At 57.3% G+C, this 20620-nt stretch carries 18 protein-coding genes; 2 read left to right on the plus strand and 16 right to left on the minus strand.

The window, feature by feature from the left end; genetic code table 11:
- Window positions 1-133: 133 nt before the first annotated feature.
- Window positions 134-1147 carry a tyrosine recombinase XerC gene (locus tag OZX72_RS06315; protein WP_277157837.1) on the minus strand — a complete coding sequence of 338 codons (1014 nt, stop codon included), beginning with the start codon at window positions 1145-1147 and terminating at the stop codon, window positions 134-136.
- A 225-nt stretch (window positions 1148-1372) separates the two neighbouring features.
- Between OZX72_RS06315 and OZX72_RS06320 the strand changes: the two genes are divergently transcribed.
- Window positions 1373-1657 carry a DUF6725 family protein gene (locus OZX72_RS06320; RefSeq protein ID WP_277157838.1) on the plus strand — a complete coding sequence of 95 codons (285 nt, stop codon included), beginning with the start codon at window positions 1373-1375 and terminating at the stop codon, window positions 1655-1657.
- A 69-nt stretch (window positions 1658-1726) separates the two neighbouring features.
- Here OZX72_RS06320 and OZX72_RS06325 read toward each other — a convergent pair whose 3' ends face one another.
- The 11 genes from OZX72_RS06325 to OZX72_RS06375 form a co-directional block, all read right to left on the minus strand.
- Window positions 1727-2785: a prephenate dehydrogenase/arogenate dehydrogenase family protein gene (locus OZX72_RS06325; RefSeq protein ID WP_277157839.1), complete on the minus strand. Its 1059-nt coding sequence runs from the start codon at window positions 2783-2785 to the stop codon at window positions 1727-1729.
- Window positions 2779-3831 (minus strand): prephenate dehydratase domain-containing protein, encoded by a 1053-nt coding sequence (locus OZX72_RS06330; RefSeq protein WP_277157840.1) that lies wholly within the window; start codon window positions 3829-3831, stop codon window positions 2779-2781. The genes OZX72_RS06325 and OZX72_RS06330 overlap by 7 nt, the downstream gene beginning before the upstream one ends.
- Window positions 3828-4433 (minus strand): hypothetical protein, encoded by a 606-nt coding sequence (locus OZX72_RS06335; protein WP_277157841.1) that lies wholly within the window; start codon window positions 4431-4433, stop codon window positions 3828-3830. Before OZX72_RS06335 ends, OZX72_RS06330 begins: the two co-directional genes overlap by 4 nt.
- Before the next feature lie 57 nt (window positions 4434-4490).
- Window positions 4491-6422 carry a translational GTPase TypA gene (gene typA / locus OZX72_RS06340; RefSeq protein WP_277157842.1) on the minus strand — a complete coding sequence of 644 codons (1932 nt, stop codon included), beginning with the start codon at window positions 6420-6422 and terminating at the stop codon, window positions 4491-4493.
- A gap of 218 nt (window positions 6423-6640) precedes the next feature.
- On the minus strand, window positions 6641-7459 hold the full coding sequence (locus OZX72_RS06345) for an NUDIX hydrolase (RefSeq protein WP_277157843.1): 819 nt from the start codon (window positions 7457-7459) through the stop codon (window positions 6641-6643).
- Between the two features lie 164 nt (window positions 7460-7623).
- The gene (locus OZX72_RS06350; protein ID WP_277157844.1) at window positions 7624-9015 is read right to left on the minus strand and encodes an MFS transporter; all 1392 of its coding nucleotides are present in this window, start codon (window positions 9013-9015) and stop codon (window positions 7624-7626) included.
- Between the two features lie 162 nt (window positions 9016-9177).
- Window positions 9178-9921, minus strand: coding sequence for an SMC-Scp complex subunit ScpB (gene scpB, locus OZX72_RS06355; protein WP_277159388.1), 744 nt, complete (start codon window positions 9919-9921; stop codon window positions 9178-9180).
- A gap of 149 nt (window positions 9922-10070) precedes the next feature.
- Window positions 10071-10964 carry a segregation/condensation protein A gene (locus tag OZX72_RS06360; RefSeq protein ID WP_277157845.1) on the minus strand — a complete coding sequence of 298 codons (894 nt, stop codon included), beginning with the start codon at window positions 10962-10964 and terminating at the stop codon, window positions 10071-10073.
- A 75-nt stretch (window positions 10965-11039) separates the two neighbouring features.
- Complete coding sequence (locus OZX72_RS06365) at window positions 11040-11879, minus strand: AAA family ATPase (protein WP_277159389.1); 840 nt, start codon at window positions 11877-11879, stop codon at window positions 11040-11042.
- Between the two features lie 583 nt (window positions 11880-12462).
- Window positions 12463-13383 carry a site-specific tyrosine recombinase XerD gene (xerD, locus tag OZX72_RS06370; RefSeq protein ID WP_277157846.1) on the minus strand — a complete coding sequence of 307 codons (921 nt, stop codon included), beginning with the start codon at window positions 13381-13383 and terminating at the stop codon, window positions 12463-12465.
- Between the two features lie 130 nt (window positions 13384-13513).
- Window positions 13514-15418 carry an isopeptide-forming domain-containing fimbrial protein gene (locus OZX72_RS06375; protein ID WP_277157847.1) on the minus strand — a complete coding sequence of 635 codons (1905 nt, stop codon included), beginning with the start codon at window positions 15416-15418 and terminating at the stop codon, window positions 13514-13516.
- On the opposite strand from OZX72_RS06375, the gene OZX72_RS06380 reads away from it, so the two are divergent.
- Entirely contained in the window at window positions 15417-15617 is a 201-nt protein-coding gene (locus OZX72_RS06380) for a hypothetical protein (protein ID WP_277157848.1), read from the plus strand. The two genes, OZX72_RS06375 and OZX72_RS06380, sit on opposite strands and share 2 nt — an antisense overlap.
- Here OZX72_RS06380 and OZX72_RS06385 read toward each other — a convergent pair.
- The 4 genes from OZX72_RS06385 to rpmI all read right to left on the minus strand — a co-directional run bounded on the left by OZX72_RS06385 (window position 15591) and on the right by rpmI (window position 20555).
- Window positions 15591-18170 carry an LPXTG cell wall anchor domain-containing protein gene (locus tag OZX72_RS06385; RefSeq protein ID WP_277157849.1) on the minus strand — a complete coding sequence of 860 codons (2580 nt, stop codon included), beginning with the start codon at window positions 18168-18170 and terminating at the stop codon, window positions 15591-15593. The genes OZX72_RS06380 and OZX72_RS06385 overlap by 27 nt on opposite strands.
- A 367-nt stretch (window positions 18171-18537) precedes the next feature.
- Window positions 18538-19599 carry a class C sortase gene (locus OZX72_RS06390; protein WP_277157850.1) on the minus strand — a complete coding sequence of 354 codons (1062 nt, stop codon included), beginning with the start codon at window positions 19597-19599 and terminating at the stop codon, window positions 18538-18540.
- 324 nt (window positions 19600-19923) lie between these two features.
- On the minus strand, window positions 19924-20307 hold the full coding sequence (gene rplT / locus OZX72_RS06395; protein WP_277157851.1) for a 50S ribosomal protein L20: 384 nt from the start codon (window positions 20305-20307) through the stop codon (window positions 19924-19926).
- A 53-nt stretch (window positions 20308-20360) separates the two neighbouring features.
- Complete coding sequence (gene rpmI, locus OZX72_RS06400; RefSeq protein ID WP_277151572.1) at window positions 20361-20555, minus strand: 50S ribosomal protein L35; 195 nt, start codon at window positions 20553-20555, stop codon at window positions 20361-20363.
- Window positions 20556-20620 lie beyond the last annotated feature (65 nt).

Genomic DNA, 20620 nt, shown 5'->3' on the forward strand with positions numbered 1-20620 from the left:
AATATGCCAACCCCATTGCTTTCCCCTTTAATTTATACGCTGGCTCATGGATTATGCAAGTTAACATTCATGTAATAAACAACTGAAATTCAGCACTCACAACATAATTCGGTGTAAAACGGATTTTCCTATTTTATGCTCGCGGAAAAGCCTGTTTATAGCGTGATTTTAATTGCTCGATTGAGACATGCGTATAGCGTTGCGTGGTCTTAAGCGAGGAGTGTCCAAGCATCTCCTGCACCTCACGCAGGTCGGCGCCACCGTCGAGCAGATGGGTCGCCGCGCTGTGTCGCAGGGCGTGCGGTCCGATGTCGGGAACGCCGGCCTCTTCGGCCTTTTCATGGACCACCTCGCGCACGATGCGCTGGTCGATGCGCGCCCCGCGAGCGCCGAGAAAGAGGGCATTTTCGGAATCTTGCGACTTGGCCGTTCTTGTTTTTCCTTGGCCTGCCCCTACGGTTTCAGAGGATTTTCTTGTTCCTTGAGTATTCCTTTTGGATTTTGCAGATTGCTTTCGAGACTTGACAAGTACCGGTCGACCTGCACTTCCTAGCCAAGCCTCCAGCGTGCGTGATGCCGGTGCCCCGAACGGAACAACGCGCTGCTTGTCTCCCTTGCCAGTGACGCGAACGGTTCTCGTATCGAAGGAGACATCGCCCAAATCCAACCCGGTCAGCTCAGCCACGCGAATGCCGGTGGCATAGAGTAGCTCAACCATCGCAGCGTTGCGTAAGGCGAGCGCTTCGTCCTTGGGTTTCTTACCTGTATCAGCATCCACAGTGTCCATCAGCCGCTCGGCCTGCGATTCGTTCAAGACAGTCGGCAATGTCTGCGGAATCTTCGGCGTCATCAACGTTGCCGCAGGATTGGTGGCGATGATGTCGTGCTCGTCGGCCCAAGCGAAGAAGTTACGCACCGCCACGGTCTTGCGTGCCATGGAACTGCGGGCATGGTCCCCGGATTCGTTCGCCATCCAGCCACGCAAATCCTCAAGTCCGACATCGTTCAAACCGGCTACGCCGGAATCGGCAAGAAAGCCCAAGCATTCCAATAAATCGATACGGTAGGCTTTCACGGTATTGTCGGAAAGCCCCCGGTTAGCCTTGAGGAAGGCGAGAAATTGATCTATATAATGCCGATATCCCATCGCTCCCCTTTCGTTGCCAAAACCGAAATCTCACAAACCGATTCTATATTGATCGGTATTTGAGTATTACCTTATTATTCCATTCTTTTATTATTGTATTTCCGGCCGTTCACAGCGCTGTCGACATGCCCGCAACCGGCCGCAAACCTGTTGCCGATTATGCAAACGACCTATGATAAAAGCATGTTCATGATTGCAAATGCCGTCAACGCGAAATGAGGAGCCATGCCACTGCCGAAATCGATTCCTGCCGGCGCAAGGCTCATGGTACGTACGTTGGACGGATACGACGCGCAGACCGGGCGCCGGCAGTTCCGCGATTTCATCGGCCATGTCCGCTCTTGGGATGGGCAAACGCTTTCCATCACCCGCGACCCAGCCGCCAACGGCTCACGTCCCGCCCAAGACGTCGATATTCCACAAGAGCGGATTGTAGCACTCAAACCAATCCCCGAACGCAAACAACGGCCATGCGCCAAGGCGGGATCAACCGTCAAATGTGATGACTGAAGTTTCTGAAAAGCCCGACTGCACTTTAACTGAGGAAAGCAAATTTCATAATGCGGAATACGAAATTGTCTAAATGGCGGAACGCGTCTCTACTTCGACCTGCCAAGGCTGGATAAAACGGACGATGTGTTCTCCGCGACGCGCAGAATCCAAGAACGTTTGCTGCCAGCCTGATTTGGGTACGGAAATAACGATACGCTCGGTATCATCGTTTTCCGGCTTTCCGGATTCGTGCGATTCTCCGATTCTGCTGGATTCTTGGGATTCGACGGACTCGCGTTCGCGCAGTTTGTAGTCGCGGAAGGGCTGACCGGCGGCGAAAAAGCGTGTCAGCGCGGCATCGTCATGGACTTGCAGGTCGTCGGCGAATGTTGTCAAACGGGCGGCCAGATCGCGCAACAACGTTTCGACGTTGTCGGCGTCCTCCTCAATCATCGCACGGGTGCGCTCAGGGTCGGTCAGGGCCACGCGGGTCATGTCTCGCCAGGAACCGGCAGCGAGCGCTGCAGCGATATTACGGTCGGGGCTGGCGCTCAGTTCGTTGATGAACGCTGTGGAAACGACATGCGGGGTGTGCGAAATCATGGCGGCGGCGCGGTCGTGCGTCGTGTCGTTAAGAACGATGATGCGGTTGCCGACCACACCGGTAATCAGCGTCGCCACCTTAAGGAAACGCTGATAATCGGTGGTTTCGTCAACGCTAATAGCCCACAGCGCCTCGTCATAGATAGCCGGATCACTGGCCGCAAACCCGGAAAATTCGGTACCTGCCATTGGATGCGCCCCGACATAGCAATCGGCAAGCCCGGCCTCTTCGACCTGCTGCCGCACCATCCCCTTGACACTGCCGACATCGCTCAGCGTGGTCGTCTCACGGTCGAGCACCGGGGCGAGCCGTTGCAACATTTCGGGCATAACCTTAAGCGGATTGCACAGGAAAAGCACCTCGGGTTTGGCTGCGGCAAGTTCCTCCAACGAACCCACGCAGGTAATCCCGTCCCGGCGAGCCGCGTCATACGGCCTTTCGTTGTGATTCCAAGCCACCACTTCCACATCGCGCTGGGCCAATCGCCTTGCCAGCGAACCGCCGATAAGACCAAGACCGACAATTCCGACCGATTTCACCACAACAATTCCCTTTCCTCTTTCGTCTCTACATCGCTCGAATGAATACGTTTTCGGCATATTCCGCCCTGCGGCAGCATCCACGTGTCCACCGGCGGGTTCGGATGCTCGCCGCGCGGGTAGACGGCCAGGGTCTTGACCCAATCCCCCTCGGCAACAATCTGGTGGAGCAGATGGCTGAAATTGGCCTGCCAAGGCGCGGCATCGAGCGTGATGATGAAGCTGTAGGTGCCAGCGTGGCCTTTGATCGGCCGCGACATGAGGCTGGTCATGTTCAGTCCTTCGTCTCGCACCGAATCGAGCAGTTTGGCGATGACGCCGGGGCCGGTGCTCAACGGAATCACCGCAATGATTGTCTCGAAATCGACGATGTCAGTTTGCCGGTAAGCTTGCAGAACGGCACGCACGTCGTCTCTTGGAGCGACCACGAGAAAATCCGTGTTGGCCCCGCCGAAATCCTGAACGTTGTGTTCGAACGTTTTGAGACTATATAATTTGCCACACAACGCAGGCCCGAGCGCCACTTGACCAGGTTTCACGTCGCGACACGCTGCGGCGTTGGAAGAAGCAGGCACCGGTGTCAGATCATGTGCTGCGGCGAATTTCTTGCATTGCGCCAAGCCGTGGGGATGCGCCGTTATCTCGCGCAGCGGCGTGTGACCGTTTTCGCTGGAATTCAGCATATTATCGTCACCATCAGCCCGCACGAAAGCATCGAACGCAATATCCACACTCAAACGGCTCAACCCGGCCAAATCCTTCGCATCGATCACCGCGTCGAGATTCGGCACGACATAACCTTCGACGCTGTTTTCCCAAGCAATGACGCCCCAGCCCTGGCCGGCTTCGACGTCACGGATGATGGCCGGCACATTTTCACGCGCCTCAAGCGGGATTTTATAGTCGCCTTGGCTCAACGTCTCTGCTGCGCTCGCTGCCGCCTGATGGGTGAATGATCCTTGCGGCCCAAGGAAAAACAGGGTGTGCGGAACCGGCGTCTCGGCTTGTCGCGATGTATCACGATCAATCTTTTCGTTCACATTACTCATGGTCGCTCCACCTCGTCAGAAATGGAAACGGCATCGGTATCAGCCATTGCGGCATCGCGATGGACTGCCGAAGACTTTTTAGGTGCGGGAATGGTGAACCAGCGCCGTGGAAGAAACACCATTACAAGCTGGATGGCAATCATGCCAATGAACCAGAACCAGAACGCATTCTGGCTGAAGAACGGGATACCTGAACTGTAGAAACCCATCGGCAGGAGGATATCGCCCGACGTGGCGGTAATCGACGCAACAGCGATAACACCGGAAGAAGCGATCAGGTGCAACCCGAGCCCCGTTACCCCACTACGTGCACGGGCGCTCCAGGCTGACAGCACGATGATCAGCAAGGCAATCACCAAGCCGATCGGCACATTGTATTGCGCGCCAAGCCTGTGCACCAGCGTGCCACATATTCCCACCACAATCCCGGCCACCACGCAAATCAACGCACGAATCCATGCGTTGTATTGGAACGAGAACGGCAGGTCAGCTTTGCGGGCGACGTTTTTCGGGGTTGCAGCAGGAGAAGTCATAGTGCCAGTATGCCCCATCGGGCGGTCAAAGCCAGCATAGGTCTGGTTCCACTTCTTGGCCCTCCCCATACAAAACACCTCCCGAATATGAAGATTCAGGAGGTGCGGTTGTTGAAGTTTCAAAACTTACTTGTTAGCCTTTGCGGCGTTCTGACGACGCTGACGTGCATGCCACTTGTACCATTCGTCGCGGTCGAGGATGACCTTGCGCACGCGGATGGCCTCGGGGGTGACCTCGACGCACTCGTCCTCGTTGGCGAAATCAAGCGCCTCTTCGAGGCTCATCTTGATCGGCGGGGTGAGCGTCTCGAGCACGTCGGCGGTGGAGGAACGCATGTTGGTCATATGCTTGGCCAGCGTGATGTTGACATCGAGCTCGTCGGGCTTGTTGTTGATGCCGACGACCTGGCCTTCATAGACATTGGACTGCGGCTCGACAAAGAAGTTGCCGCGGGCCTGCAGGCGCTGCATAGCGTAAGGCGTGGCGGTACCGGCGCGATCGGAAATCATCGAACCGTTCTGACGGGTGGTGATCTCACCGGCCCACGGGGCGTATCCTGCAGAGATGGAGCTCGAGATGCCGGTGCCGCGGGTGGCGGTCAGCAACGCGGTGCGGAAGCCGATGAGACCACGGGACGGAACCGTGAACTGCAGGCGGACCCAGCCGGAACCGTGGTTGGACATGGAGTCCATGCGGCCCTTGCGGTCGGCCATGAGCTGCGTGACGGCGCCCATGTATTCCTCGGGCACGTCGATAGTGTCGTTCTCCATAGGCTCGTTGAGCTTGCCGTCGATGGTCTTGGTGACCACCTGCGGGCGGCCGACGGTCAGTTCGTAGCCTTCGCGGCGCATCTGCTCGGCGAGAATCGCGAGCGCGAGTTCGCCACGGCCTTGGACTTCCCATGCGTCGGGTCGATCGGTCGGCAGCACCTTGATGGACACGTTGCCGATGAGCTCGCGATCGAGACGATCCTTGATCATGCGGGCGGTGAGCTTGTGGTCCTTGCCTTCACGACCGGCCAACGGGGAATCGTTGACGCCGAAGGTCATGGAGATCGCCGGGTCGTCGACGTGAATCAACGGCAGCGGCTTCGGGTCGTTGGGGTCGACGATGGTCTCGCCGATCATGATGTCGTCAACGCCTGCGACGGCGACGATATCGCCGGGGCCGGCCTCTTCGACCGGCGTGCGGTCGAGGCCCTGCGTACGCAGAATCTCAGTCAACTTGAAGTTTTCGAGCGAACCGTCGACGCGAGAAAGGCCGTACTGCTTGCCCTTCTGCAGAGTGCCGTTATAGATACGGACCAGGCCCAAACGGCCGAGGTAATCCGAAGCGTCGATGTTGGTGACGTGGGCCTGCAGCGGCGCACCTTCCGTATATTCCGGGGCGGGAATGTTGGAGATGATGGTGTCGAAGAGCGGCTCGAGATTGTCATTATCGGGCAGGCCGCCATCGGCAGGCTGGTTGGTGGAGGCGTAACCCGCCTTCGCCGCACAATAAATGACCGGCAGGTCGAGCAGGGAGTCGACGTCAAGGTCGACACCTTCCTCGGTGACGTCCTGTGCCAGGCCGAGCAACAAATCGGTGGTCTCGCTGACGACTTCCGAAATTCGAGCGTCGGGACGATCGACCTTGTTGATGCAAAGAATCACCGGCAGCTTAGCCTCAAGCGCCTTGCGCAGCACGAAACGCGTCTGCGGCAGCGGGCCTTCGGAAGCGTCGACGAGCAGCACCACGCCGTCGACCATGGAGATACCACGTTCGACCTCGCCGCCAAAATCGGCGTGGCCGGGAGTGTCGATGACGTTGATGGTGATGCCTTGCGGCTCGCCGTACTTGGCGGCCAACGGACCGGTGTATTGCACTGCCGTATTCTTGGCGAGGATGGTGATGCCCTTCTCGCGCTCAAGATCGTTGGAATCCATCACACGGTCCGGCACTTCCTCGCGCTCGTTGAACACATGCGACTGCTGGAGCATCGCGTTGACCAGCGTGGTCTTGCCGTGATCGACGTGAGCCACAATCGCCACATTTCGAATATCACCACGTACCGCCATAAAAGCCTCTCCTAATTACCTTTTCTTGAGTGTTGACCAGATAGAATGTCTCTAACCTTCTACTTACACACAAACCTTCACAATAGTATCCACGTATCCCGACACGGATATGCTATTTGCAAAGCGTCGGGAAGCCGGATTTGAGCCGAACTTGTCTGAAGTTTGCAAAACGCTCTATTTATAATACTGAGTCCGCAATCAGCTCAGTTCGCGACCATTCAGTCCGTCGTCAGCGGAGAAAGTATGTCATCGGAATTTCCCGAACCACTACGGCTCACACTTCCATCGCCGACTTTCGGGTTGAGCTGCGTGTCCCACGGTTTCCATACCTCATTGCCTTCGGCCACCACACCGGGTATATAACGATAGACGGCAGCGGGCCTGTGCCTGCCTTCCGCCAGCTTCTCCCCCGTGTCCTCAAGCTGGCCGGAAGCGAGCATCTTGCGTCGAAAATTGCCCAAATCGAAGCTGCGTCCGGCGATGGCTTCGTAGACGTCGTGAAGACGGCGGAGCGTGAAGCGGGGCCCGACGAGCTTCGAGGCCACGTCCGGATACGACATCTTGGAACGCAGACGATCCAAGGCGTATTTGATGATGTCGTCATGATCGAAGGCGAGCGGCGGCAATGCAGATTCGGCGAACCATTGCACGTTGTCTCCGTCGCGCAAATCGTCGACCTGGGCGCTGCCGATCAGCGCCCAGTAGACTATGGAGACCATGGGCAGGGCGGAACCGGAACGATGCGGATCGCCGAAGGTATAGAGCTGCTCCAAATATTTGGGACGCAGGTTCGTGGTCGATTCCAACGCGACGTAAGCGGACCATTCCAGCGATCGTCCGGCCAGCAAATCACCGCCCGGCAGTGCCCACCTACCCTTGAACGGCTCCCGAACGCGGCGCACGAGCGGTATCCACAACTCGTCGCGTTTGGCTTTACCGTCGGGCTCGTCATGGGAATGCGCAAGCGCGAAAATGATAACGGAAACACCGACTTCAGGCGGGCCTGCCTTGCGTTCTGTCACATTGCCCTGCCACATTTCGATGCACCTTCCATCATTAACGAGACGACCGATAAATAAAAAACTTCCGCCTTGAGATTACCAAGACGTCGATAAATCCGCACAAGTCGGTATATAGGTTTTTCGCATCCTTGGAATTCCGGGGAGCTGAAAACCTATATACCGACTTGTGCGGCGAGAAATCAGTCCTCAAGCTCCTTTCCGGTCAGTTCAGGCAGGGCGAGCGCCGAGACGCAGGCGAGGATGAAGGCGACGGCGAAGACCACGAAGGCGACGGCCTTGTTGCCTCCAGACATGGTGAGGAACCACGGCATCAGCAACGGAGCCACGATGGCGGCGATACGGCCGACTGCAGCGGAGGCACCGGCAGCGGCACCACGTAGGCGAGTCGGGTAGATTTCGGGTGTGACGGCGTAGAGCACGCCCCACGCGCCGAGGTTCGCGGCTGAAAGCAGCATGCCGAAGATCAGCACCATGGGCACGCTGGAGGCTTGCGAGAAGAGGAAGGCGGCGACGGCGGAGACGGCGAGGAAGATGCTAAGCGTCTTGCGGCGGCCCCAGATCTCGACGAGCCACGCGGCCAGGAAATAGCCGGGCAGCTGGGCGATGGTGATGGCGAGCATGTAGCCCAGGGATTTCGTGAGCGAACCGAACTGGTCGGCAAGAAGCGACGGCATCCAAGTGAACGCACCGTAATACGAGAAGTTGACGAAGAACCAGGTCAGCCAAATGGCGACGGTGCGGCCGAGATATTTGTGGCCGAACAGGGCGCTGGTCGGCACCTTGGGCAGCGGCTTGCCGTTCGGGGACGGCACAGGCTCGACACCACTTGCTTTTTCGAAGTAGCGGACGGCCTGCTCGGCCTCGTCCTCACGGCCCTTGGATTCAAGGAACCGCACGGATTCGGGGATCTGCGTGCGAGTGACGATGGCGTAGAGAAGCGGGACGGCACCGATCAGGAGCGCCCAGCGCCAGCCCCAGTCGCCGGTGTTCGGAATGACGAAGAAACCGATGAGGGCGGCGACGATCCAGCCGACAGCCCAGAAGGACTCCAGCAACACCGTCATACGGCCGCGTTGCTTGACCGGTGAGAACTCACTGACGAGCGTCGAGGCGACGGGCAGCTCGGCACCGAGGCCAAGACCGATGATCAGACGGGCTATCAGCAATACCGGCAGCGACCAGGACACAGCCATGAGGGCATCGGCCAAGCCGTAGATAATAAGGGTATAGGTGAAGACCTTCTTGCGGCCGATGCGGTCAGCGAGATAGCCGCCGAGCGCCGCGCCGATGGCCATGCCGACGAAGCCGATGGAAAGCACCCACGACTTCTGCGAAGGGTTCAGCGCGAAATGCGGGTCCTTGGCGATGGCGGTGACCACGAACGAGACCAAGCCGACGTCCATCGAATCGAACGCCCAGCCGATGCCGGAGGCGATCAGCAACTTGCGGTGCGCCTTGTTGAACGGCAGTCTGTCAAGCCGTTCGTTGCGGGTCAGGGTCTTGGGTTCCTGCGTGGAGGCGTCGGGCTTCCCCGCCTGCACCTGCCCCTGTGCGGATTGTTGAGTTGTCATAATGTCCTTCTTCTTCTGGCAAGTCTTTGCGTGATGTACGTAACGGCTTACCGAGGCAACGTAGATACCGGTACCGGCATCGACAACATCAACATACCACTTATAGTCAATTTGACTATAATTCAAGTACTGTGATTTCCGAGACAGTTTGACAAATTTTGTTTATTCCATCATGTCGACGGCGTCAGCTTCGGCCCGGTCAGCCATATCGCTGGCCGTCGCATTTTCAGCCTGGTTGACCACATCGCTGGCGGACGGCATGAACGGCGCGAGTTCGGGAAGCTGATCGAGCGAATCAAGACCCATTTTCTCAAGGAAAAGTCCGGTGGTCACCAGAAGCGCCGCGCGCGAATCAGGGTCAGTACCTTCCTCGCGGATAAGACCGCGAACGCTCAAGGCACGCACCACCCCGTCGGAATTGACACCGCGGATAGCCGCTATCTGCGCACGGGTGACGGGCTGTTTGTAAGCCACGATGGCCAGCGCCTCAAGCGCCGCCTGCGAAAGCCTGGCCATCTGGCCATCGGTGACGAAAGCAGAAACAACCGGCTCGAACACCGCACGGTTGCCATATTGCCAGCCACGTGCGGTATGGCGCAGCTCGAAGCCGCGAGGAGCAAGATTGTGCGCTTCGTCGCCGTCATATTCATGCTGCATCGATTCCAGAGCTGCCGTCACTTCGTCCTCGTCAAGGGCGAGGACACGGCCCAGGTCAGCGGCCTGCTGCGGCTGGTCGGCGACCATCAGAATCGCCTCAAGGCAAGATTCCACGCCTCCCGGAAAATCCTCGACGGTAAAGTCCACATATTCGGGGCGCGTGGGTGCCGTATCCGGTCCTTGAGCGGAAGCTGAAACAGAGTTGGGATCCGCGGGAGCATCAGAGGCAGATTGCCCTTCCGCACCCATTTTCTGGGTTTCGCTAGGAGCGTCATACAATGCAGAATTATCGGTTTCAGAGAGGTTTGTTTCTTCCATATCAATCTTGACGCTGCTCGCTTCGCGCACATTCCCGTTTGTCGATTCCATGCCGTTTTCGGCCATATCATTGGTCTCGCTCATGCGAAATCACCTTCATTCACTTCCACGGCGTCGTCCCCACCGTTGGCACCCGGTACCCATCGTAAGTGCAAATCCTCGAAAGGACCGGCCTGCTTATACTGTAATACACCTTGCTTGAAGAAGAGCAGAATTGCCAAAAATCTCGCGACGACCACCAATGTGCTTTTGGCATCAGCGGTGAGTTCGGCGAAGGTCATCGAATTGCCGTCGCCCAACCCTCGCAACCGGTCACGCACGACCTGTGACTGCTGCTTCAAATCGACCTGGGAGACGTGCAGTTGATCGAGGCGGACCTGGTCGGCCGGAGCGTTGAGGAATACATCGACGGCAATCTTCGCCAAATCCTCCGGCGAGAGCGTCCATGCCAGTTCCGGAAGCATGGCGGCGATGGCCGGGTCAGTGAACGCCGGATGCGGGAAACGCCCGGAATTGGCGGCGAATAGCTCACGAAAATCGTTGGCCGCACTTTTGAATGCGCGATATTGCACAAGACGGGCGAAGAGCAGATCACGTTCGCGCAAGGCCTCCATGCTCTGTTCATCACGTTCCCCGTTCTCGTCGCCTGGCAAAATCGCGGCGCTTTTGGCCTCCACCAAAACGGAGGCGACGTCGAGGAACGCGCTGACCTGCTCCATATCGCGTGCCATGTCAAGCCCGCGCACGTATTCGATGAATTCCTCGGTGATTGCTGAAAGCGAAACCTCCGTAAGTTCGAGCTTACGGTTGGCGATCATCGTCAACAGTGCGTCGAACGGGCCGGAATAGACGGCGAGATTGACCGAAAAGCGCGCGGTCTCAGTTTTTTGCACAACGTTTGTATTGTCGTCATTTGCCTGTGTTGAGATCGAAGCCGTGTCATCAACGGAAGCGCCCAGCTCGTCTTCGTTCATGACACCTCACTTACACAATACATTCGGGAACAGAATAAACTTGCAGTGTCGCTCAACAATATTCCGAAAATTTTCTCAGTCGATGATGCCGCGGGCGATAAGTTCACGTGCGGTCTCGCGATATTCCTTGGCTGTCTTGTGGTTCGGCGCATAAATCGTGATCGGAGCAGCTGCGACGCTAGAATCCGGCAACTTGATGGAACGGGAAATCACCGAATGGAAGACCTTGTCTTGGAAAGCCTCGTAGATGCGCTGCAGCACTTCCTCGCAGTGCAAGGTCGAGGTATACATCGTCACCAGAACGCCGTAGACCTCAAGCTGCGGGTTAATGCGCGAGCGCACTTTTTCGATCGATTGCATCAAAAGGGCCACACCACGCAGCGCGAAGAACTCGGCGGCTACTGGAATGATCACGCCGTCGGAAGCGGCCAGGGCGTTAACGGTCAAGAGCCCTAACGAAGGCTGGCAATCAACAATAATGACATCGTACTCGTCGCGTACCCCTTGCAAAACGCTGGCAAGGATGCGCTCGCGGCCAACCTCGGTGACGAGCTGGACTTCAGCGGCTGATAAATCGATGTTCGCCGGAATAATGTCAAGGTTTTCGAAATCGGTGTGCTGCACCACGTCGTGAACATCGAGTGACGTATCGAACAAGGCGTCGTAAATAGTGGCGTCCACGGTATTCGCGTTGATGCCGAGACCAACGCTGGCGGCACCCTGCGGATCGAAGTCGACGATGAGCACTCGCCGGCCGTACTGACTCAACGCCCCGGCGATGTTGATGGAACTGGTGGTCTTGCCGACCCCGCCCTTCTGGTTGCACATCGCGATGATGCGGGCCGGGCCGTGATGGTCGAGCGGCAAGGGTGCGGGAAAAGTCTCATAATTTCGTCCAAGAAGATCGGTAGGCATGTCCTTTATGCTATCAACAGGCCTGTTCACACTTTGGACAGGGGATTTTGAATCGCCGTGATGTTTCTTGGCAACGTCGTCGGAAACGGGCGGCACATGCACGGTACCCGGCAACGGCAACTTGCCTTGCGTCGCACGTTTCGGCTTCTCCTCACCAAGCCACCGTTCCTCGCTGAACCCGCCGTCACGGTATTGGCTTTTGGACTTATAAGCGTTCTTGTTGCTTCTGTTTTTCGTCTGATTACGGCCTGCTCTTTTATTACTGTTATTACTGTCCCGGCTTTTTGCCCGGTTGCGCGCCAATTCTTTGCTGCCACCCTCACTTTTGGCACGGCTGCGACCCGTCTTTTTCCTGGCACTCCGGCTTTTCGACCGGTTACGGTTCACTTCTTTACTACTACTATTCTCGCTTTTGGCACGGTTGTGATCTATCTCTTTGCTGCCGTTCCCACTTTTGGCCTCGTTTTTGCCGATACCTTTATTATTGGTCCTGCGAGACTTTGTGCTGTTCTGTGCCATCGAATTCTCCCGCTTCATCGCCTACGTCATACCATGAACCATCATAATCCGCTAGACGCCAATGTCATCGCGCGCGAGGATGGGCCGTCAGGTAGGTTTCGATGAGGGTCTCGGGACTGACGTGGGTGTAGATCTGCGTGGTAGTCACGGAAGCATGGCCCAAGAGCTCCTGCACGGTGCGCACGTCGGCACCCCCCTGAATCAGATGGGTGGCGAAGGAATGGCGAAGCGTGTGCGGGTGCAGTGGCTTGTTGATATGTGCGCGCTCCCCCGCCATTTTGACGACTTCCCACACGGACTGCCGTGAAATCCGACGCCCGCGTTTGTTGAGGAATATCGCGCGGCGTTCCTTGCCACCTTTGGCTTTGGCCTCAAGTTGCGGACGCCCCAACGAAACGTAGCGCTGCAAGGCTTTGATTGAGTATTCCCCCATCGGCACCAACCGCTGTTTCGAGCCTTTGCCGGTCAGGACCACCACCCGTTCATCGGTGTCGACATCGTTCAAATCGGCGTCGACGGCTTCGGAAACGCGGCAACCGGTGGCATACATGAACTCCAGCAACGCCTTGTCGCGCAAGACCACCGGGTCATCGGAACCGCCCATTGAAGCGGCGTCAAGCAGCTGCGTGACCTCATCAATGCTCAGCACGTCCGGCAGGTGCCCATTCGCCTTCGGCGCCTTGACCCGCGCGGAAACGTCGTCAACCACCACGCCCTGCATGAGTGCGAACTTGTGGAACTCATGGACGCTGGCGAGCCTCCGAGCCTTGCTGCGCCCGCTCTCCCCTGCCTTATCGAGCGCGGCGACATACGCCTCGACGTCGTGGCTGGTGATGTCCGCCAAATCCTTGATTCCCTGCGAATCCAGCCAGCCAAGATACTTGCGGATGTCGGCCGCGTACGCTTTCACTGTGGATTTCGCCAACCCGCGCTCCACGTCGATATGCGCCAGAAACTGGCCAAGCAGTGCGTCCGATCCGTTCATGGTTCCATTTTCACTTCATTAGCCGACTTTGCGATTGCCCCATTCAGCAGGAAAACCCATACAGCCCACACACCGTTCATAACGGCGTATGGGCTGCACAGGTTTTTCTCGGATGAGAAATCCAAGAACATCAGACTTCCTGGCTCAGGGACTTCTCCTTGCGGCGGATGTAGACGAAGAGCGCACCCGCGCCGCCGAGCAGCACCACCACGGCGAGCCCGACCACGATGGCACCCGCGCCACCGGTCATCGGCAACTGCGAGAAGGAAGTGACTTCCTGAACGGCAATCAAGTGGCTGGCACCAGCAGTATACGGCCACGAAGCGGCCTGCACCAAAAGCCAACCGTCGTTGGAGTTCGAGTACGCCGGCTGCGCAGCGCTGTTCGGGGTGTTCGTGTTCATAGTCACCGTGAACGTCGAAGCGAAGGCACCGCTGTAGCCCGAAGGCACCACGGTCTCCTCGACCGTGTAAGTGTCCGAGCCCAGGCCGTCCACCTTCAGCTGACCTTTGGTCAATCCTCCCTGTCCACCTGTAGCGGAAACAATCTCCTCGACGATGTTGCCGGGATCGAGCGCGGTGGTGCTTGCGACCTTCTTGTAGCTGCCATCGGCTAACTTCTTGAACCTCAACGGAGTTGTTGGATTGGCGGAATCGTAGATCTTGAACGACGCGCCGGAAAGCTTGGTGGCGGCATTGATCTTCGCCTGCACATCCATCGTGAAGCTATAGAAGTAGATGTTGGCCTCAGTGCCGGGATCCGTGTCGTCGATGGTGGAAACGCTTCCGTTGCCGCCGGTGTCGTCACCGTCATCATTGCTTGGCTGATGGCTCGGATCATTGGAGTACGCGAGCGTTACACCGTTGGAAACCGTGCTGTTAGTAGCATTGTCATTGATCTTCATGACGTATTCGACACGGATGAACTTGCCGTATTGGGTCTTGCCCAGGTTGACGATACCCGGGGAAAGGTTGACGATTATCGGGTCTCCCGGATTGGTGGGCGGAGTGAACGTATAATCCACACCGAGCGTGAGGGACTGAACCGAAGCGCCGAATTCAGAAGACACGACATCGACCTTGAGCGGATTGGGGGTCGCCTGGTAGGTCAGGCCTGCCGCCGGGGTATCGGTGAGCTTGTAGGTATAATGCGTAAAGCCGGTGGTCAGCGGGATACTGCCGAGCAGCTGATAGGTCACCAAGCTGCCGATGGAAGCCGAACCATAGCTCGGGTTGCTGATCTTCTTCTTCAAGGTCGGGATGTTGCTCTTCATCGTGACGCTGCCGAGCACCATGAGCTGGTCGTTGGCGAAGTGATCGTAGGTCTGCTGCGGGGCCGTGGACTTCAGCACCGTACCGGCGAGCATCGGGATCGCGGCGGGGCTGGCATTACCAGTGATCTGCGTTGGACTTCCCGTAGTGTCGACAATCAGATAAAGACCGGTGGTCAGGCTGCCGAACACAGCGGTGGCGTCGTCGGTGGGATCGCCGGGGCTGCCTACTGCAGGGCCAGACGCCGAAGGTGCGGTAGAGAGGACCGTTGTGAAATCAGGCTGTATCACCAATTTCGTGACGAAGTCACGCAACTTGCCCGTCCAGGCAAGGCTAGAGTTATTCGAAGTCGTATCCTCGTTGGTCGAGCTCGCGGTGGAGGTGAAGCCGAGCCACTTCTCCGTAACCGCCGACATGATGTTGCCGACGTGTCCGGCATCAACTGGCGTATTGTTGTTGGCCGCGGTATAGGCCGTGTCCAGCCCCGTGGCCAGAGCCGAGTTCGAGGTCACCGAGACCGAAGCAAGTTCGGTGCCTTCCGCCTGCGCATCCGTGTAGGACGCCAGCTTGACCGCCTTGAACGTATGGCCGACCATCGCCTGTCGAGTTCCATTGATGGTCATGGTAGCAGTAGCAGCGGTATCAACGTTGATGCCGGTGGGCGAGGCCATCGCCGAACCCGAGGGCATCAGTGCGATCGCGAGTACAGCGGCGGCGGCAACCACCCCGCCTACTGTGCGCTTCAATCCTGTTGTCACATTCATGATGATTCCTTTTCTTTGTTTACATCGTTGTTTGGGTTTATTGGTTTACAGATTATTTTTGGTGATTGCATTGCAAATTATTGATTTACGGACGCCGGGCCACCTGCCCGAAGGCCAACGGGCGACGGATCTTGAAACCCGCCATCCCGTCGGCGACGTCCTCGCCGTTGGTTTATGGATCGTCGCCCACCTTTCCTGATTTCATCTTGTGTCCGATATAGAGGTAAAGGCTGAATCCGGCGGCTAGAAGCGCCGCCACGATTCCTGCGATAATCAGCATCAAACGACTGCGATCGCCGGTCTTGGGCAAGGCGACTACGGGCGGCGAAACGTTGAGGAAATGGCTCACCCAGCCGGCTTCGTTGGTTTCGGTGTCGTCTGCGGTGACATAGACCGTGCCGGAGGACGTCATGCCGGCCGGCACATTCACCGACCATGTACCGTCGGTCGCCACCAGCGTCGTGCTCTCCGAGTTGTCGGGCCACTTAACGGTGATGGTCGCGCCCGAATCGCCAGCGCTGCCCGCCGGCAATGTATAACCGGTGCCTCTCAAGGTCTGGTAATTGGAGGTGTCCGAAATGGAAATCTGCGTGGAGGTCATATCCACCGCGACCACGTTTTTCTCGATGGAAACCCCGGATTCAACACTTGCAGTGTTGACAATCTTGGCACGGAAGAGGAAGGTCTCGCCGTCCGCGGTCTTCGTCAGGAAGTACGACGGGCTGACGTCGCAAGCCCAGCTTTGCGAGCCGGCGGCGGCAAGCGTCTGCGTGCATTCGCCAATCAGATCGCTCTCCGTAGGTGGTGTGGCAGCGACGGTGTTCACGTTGGCGGAAGTGGCATGGCTGGCGTAGACCTTCAGCGTGTCTCCGGCCATCAGCGGTGCAGCAGTACCGGAAATATGCACTTTCGCGCCCGCCTCAAGCTGGCCATTTTCCGTGCGCTTGGTATGCGGCACCGTGACCACCGGATTGACCACGGGAGCCGGGTCGACGCCGAACTTCACCGTCTGGATGTTGGAGAATATCGAGGCGATTTCGGAGCCGCTATCCTGCTCGGTCTGCCAGGCGTGATACCTCACCTGGCCGTTGCTCACGGCGTTGTCGTTGTCGACGATGGACCAGTGCCCGTTGCCGTCGACGGTGGCCTCCCCCACGTAGCGACCGCGGGTATCGGGGTCGTCAGGATTGCCGACCTGAATCTGCTTGCTCGGGTCCTCGGCGTAGAGATAGACGACGTGGCCGGGGATGCCGGTGCCTTCGATGGTCGGATGAGTGGTCGGCGAATAGGTGTTGTCCGCGGGCGTGGTAATCACTGGCGGGTCGACCACAGGCAGCGTGTACTTGTAGTAGGCAGTATCGATGGTCCAGCCGGTGCTGATGATGGAATCGATCTCGCTGGAGGTCATGCCTTCGGTGACACCGTTGGGGTAGTCGGTCAGCGGGTTGTAGACGCTTTTGTTGGTGGGCGTGGCGCAGCCGGTGGTGGAGCCATCGGCGTTGGTGGTGACCGGCCAGGTGACCAGCTTGAAGTAGCCGTCGAGGCCCTGAGTCTCCTTGGCTTTCTTGAAGTTGATTGAACCATCGGCCAGCTGCGCGGGACTTGGCGTGCCGAGCGGCCCCTGTAAAGAGATGATGTGCTGGTCAAGCGCCGCAGGGAAGTTGAAGGCGCCGTTTACGTTGACCCCGTACAAGCCACTCGTCGGATCACCGTTGCGGGAGACCTGCCACACCGGCTGTGCTTTGGGCGTCAGATCGCTGACAGGCACCCAATCCTTGCCGTTCTTGAGCGCAAGCCACTGGAAGTAGTAGTCGCTGACCTTTGAACAGGAGTAAGAGCCGGAGGGATTGTACCAATAAGTGAAGAAGGTTTTAGGTGGGGCCCAGCCGTCACCCAACGAGAAGCTGCCGAGCGCCAAGCCGTTGTCGGTGACCATGCCCCAGTTCGGCTGACCACCGCCGGTCATGGCCGGAATACCATCGTAGCCGACAAAGGCACGTGGACCGTTGCAGCCGCTGGAGTCGCAGGAACCGTTATAAAGCTTGGCGGGATAGTTAGCGGCTATGTTGGTGACGTATGGTGAGTCGACGCGGCTGCCGGTAAACGACGTGGCGCCGGGAGCCTTGACTTCTGCGTAGACATACTGCTGCACGGTCACGCCGCCGAGAACCGTCTTGTCGGGACCATTGTCGTAGACAGCATCGCCTTCGATGGAGATGCTCAGGTAGTCGTATGCACCGTTCTGAATCAGCGAATGAATGGTATAGCTATCGGCAACGTTCTTCGCCCATTTCGCGGCTCCGACGGCTGTGGCCAGACCTCCGGCCATGGTGCTGATGTACTTCAGTTCGTCAAGACCACCGGAAGAAGTGCCATGCTTGTCATACATAAGCTTCAGGCCACAGCTGCGGCCGGTCGGCGAGACACCCGTCGCACAGTTGGCGATCTCGCCCTTGGTGCTGTCGGCGGCACTGGTATTGACCTGACCATGAGCCACACGCAGCACGAAGTCCATGCGTATCTCGTCTTCCGAGGTGTCGATCTGCTTGTTGTAGCCCAGCATCTTGTAGAGCTTGGGCTTGTAATCGATGGGTTCGACGGCTTGGGTTCCGGGTTCGTCGGCTTGGGCCGTCACCGCAGCAATCGGTGAAGAGAACATGGCTCCGAGCAGTGGGGCCAGCACGATGGCTATCGCGCACAGCGCGCACCATACCGATTTCCAGCGCTTACCTTGCTTTGTCCTGGTGACCATGATGACCGCCTTGTCGATTTCGTCAGGCGGTTCTCCAATGCAACCACCTGTTAGAAACCATCGTAAGACATTTTGTGGTATTCCGTTGTACCAAAGCAGCATCCATTCGCACTTTGAACAATCATTTTCACTTTTTGACGGATAATATCTAACGATATACGCATGACGTTTTAGGCTTGCAGAATAGCCACGTCGAAAGATTTTCTAATAAGTTATTTTTTATCGCTTAAGTGAGTTTCCTTATAATCAGAAATTATCCTGAAAGCGATAATTGCATTACATCTTGCCCAGAAATGGACATCACCACCAACCGAGAGCAGCACAATATATGCCATGCCCAAGGCGAACCGATATATTGAAAACTTGCCTAAAGACGAAGACCATGGCGCACCGGCCAGTGACGACGGTGCCTGTAAGCCAGAATGGCGACAATGAAAACAAGGAGGGCAATCCCGATCAGCGACGCCTTCAACAACGCATCTCCCTGCGCATCATCCGGGTACGGGATGGCCTTCGGAATCGGCCTGCGCTCGGCGGTGAGCACCAGCCGCTGCGTATTGACACCGTAGGGTGTGCAGGTCATCAGTGTGACCAGGTCCTTGCCTGGCACAACGGTGTAAAGGTGGGTGTCGCTCGGCTTGACGACGTGTATCGACGTAATCTGGTAGCCGATGACGTGGTTGAGCGTATTGAGGTAGATGACGTCGCCTTTGTCCAGCTGGTCGAGCCTGGTAAAAAGCGCCATATTGGGCCTGCCGCGATGCCCGGTAAGCACAGCATTGGTCGAAGCGCCGCCGACCGGCAGGCTGGTGCCGTAAAGATGGCCCACACCTTTGTCGAGCACCTCGTCAGATGTGCCGTGATAAATCGGCAGCTTCAGCGAAATCTTGGGAATTTGGATAACTCCCATCACGCCTTTGCCCTCGTTGAGCAGCGATTGGTAAGTCTCGTCGCGTTCAGACTGGGTGGCGTTTCGTTCTTTGCTGTTCTTCGCCGGCGCGGCGGAAAAAGGATCGGGAAACTCGCCCAACGAGTTCTGTCCGCTTATGGCGATTGACGCATTGTATTGTTGCGCACGTTTGAGTTCCTGAACGATTTTTCCACGCGGCCATTTCTGCACGCGATTCAATGCGGCGACCGCTTGCGCCTCCTGCTTGCGAGCGTTGACGTACTGATTGACCGGCAGCCACAGGGCCAGCCCGATCGCCACGACCACGACCAAGGCCATAAGGATCTTCAAAGCAGAAATCATGCGACGCTTACGGCGAATAATCATAAAACTCCGTGCGCCGCTTGCCATCACTTCGGCGAAGGTCGAAGCCGGAAAATCCAGAAAAGCACGTCCTTTAGCGGCATCATCGACTTGCGGATCCGGGGATTCACCACATTGAATCCCCGGCCCGTTCTTCGGCCAACCGTCGTAAGTCATATCGCTAACATAGCATCATCGGCTGTAAAACAGCACAATTGCACAATAGAATCGGCGGATTGGTGAATTTCGTGTTATTCCATAGGCATTATAGGCATTTCAGAAAGCTCGGCCACTGGAACCCAAAGAACTACGAGACCAACATTTGAGGCAAAACTAAGACGCACCATAGTATTCATTGGGTTACTTGCCCGATCTACCGCTAACCTTATCAATCATTGGCACAAACAAAAAAGCCCCGCAAAAGCGGGACTTTGAAGAAAACACCGTTTGGCAAAACTACGTAAACGGCGAAATCTCAACCTGCACGACGCTTAGGCGCACTCAGGCGGCCACCGGGGCGTTGACGTCCTTGGGCAGTGCGGCCTTCGCCTTGTCGACGATGGTCTTAAAGGTGTCCGGGTCGGAAACGGCCAACTCGGCAAGTGCGCGGCGGTCGAGCTCGATGCCGGAAAGGCGCAGGCCCTGCATGAAGCGGTTGTAAGTGATGCCTTGAGCGCGGACTGCGGCGTTGATACGCTGAATCCACAGCTTGCGGAAGTCACCCTTACGCGCCTTGCGGTCGCGGAAGTTGTAGTTAAATGAATGGAGCAGCTGTTCCTTCGCACGACGGTACGAACGGGAACGCTGGCCACGGTAGCCCGAAGCCCTCTTTAAAACGACGCGACGCTTCTTATGAGCGTTCACTGCGCGCTTGACACGTGCCATATTGTTTCCTCTAGCTTTCTATAAACCTATTAACCCTTTAAACCAAGCCGATTTCAGCGGCCGAGCAGCTTTCGCATGTTCTTGCTCTGCGACGTGGCCAGCACCTGGTCGCGGGAGAGGTTGCGGCGCTTGCGCGCGGACTTGTGCTCAAGGTTGTGGCGCATCGAGGTGCCAGCCTGCATGAGCTTGCCCGTACCGGTGACGCGGACGCGCTTTTTCGCGGCGGAATTGGTTTTCATCTTCGGCATTGCTGCCCTCCTATTTATCTTAAGGATATCGAATTCATTCGTTCGATGCCCTGTACCTGCCGACG

The sequence above is a fragment of the Bifidobacterium sp. ESL0769 genome (genome assembly GCF_029395495.1).
Lineage (GTDB): Bacteria > Actinomycetota > Actinomycetes > Actinomycetales > Bifidobacteriaceae > Bifidobacterium.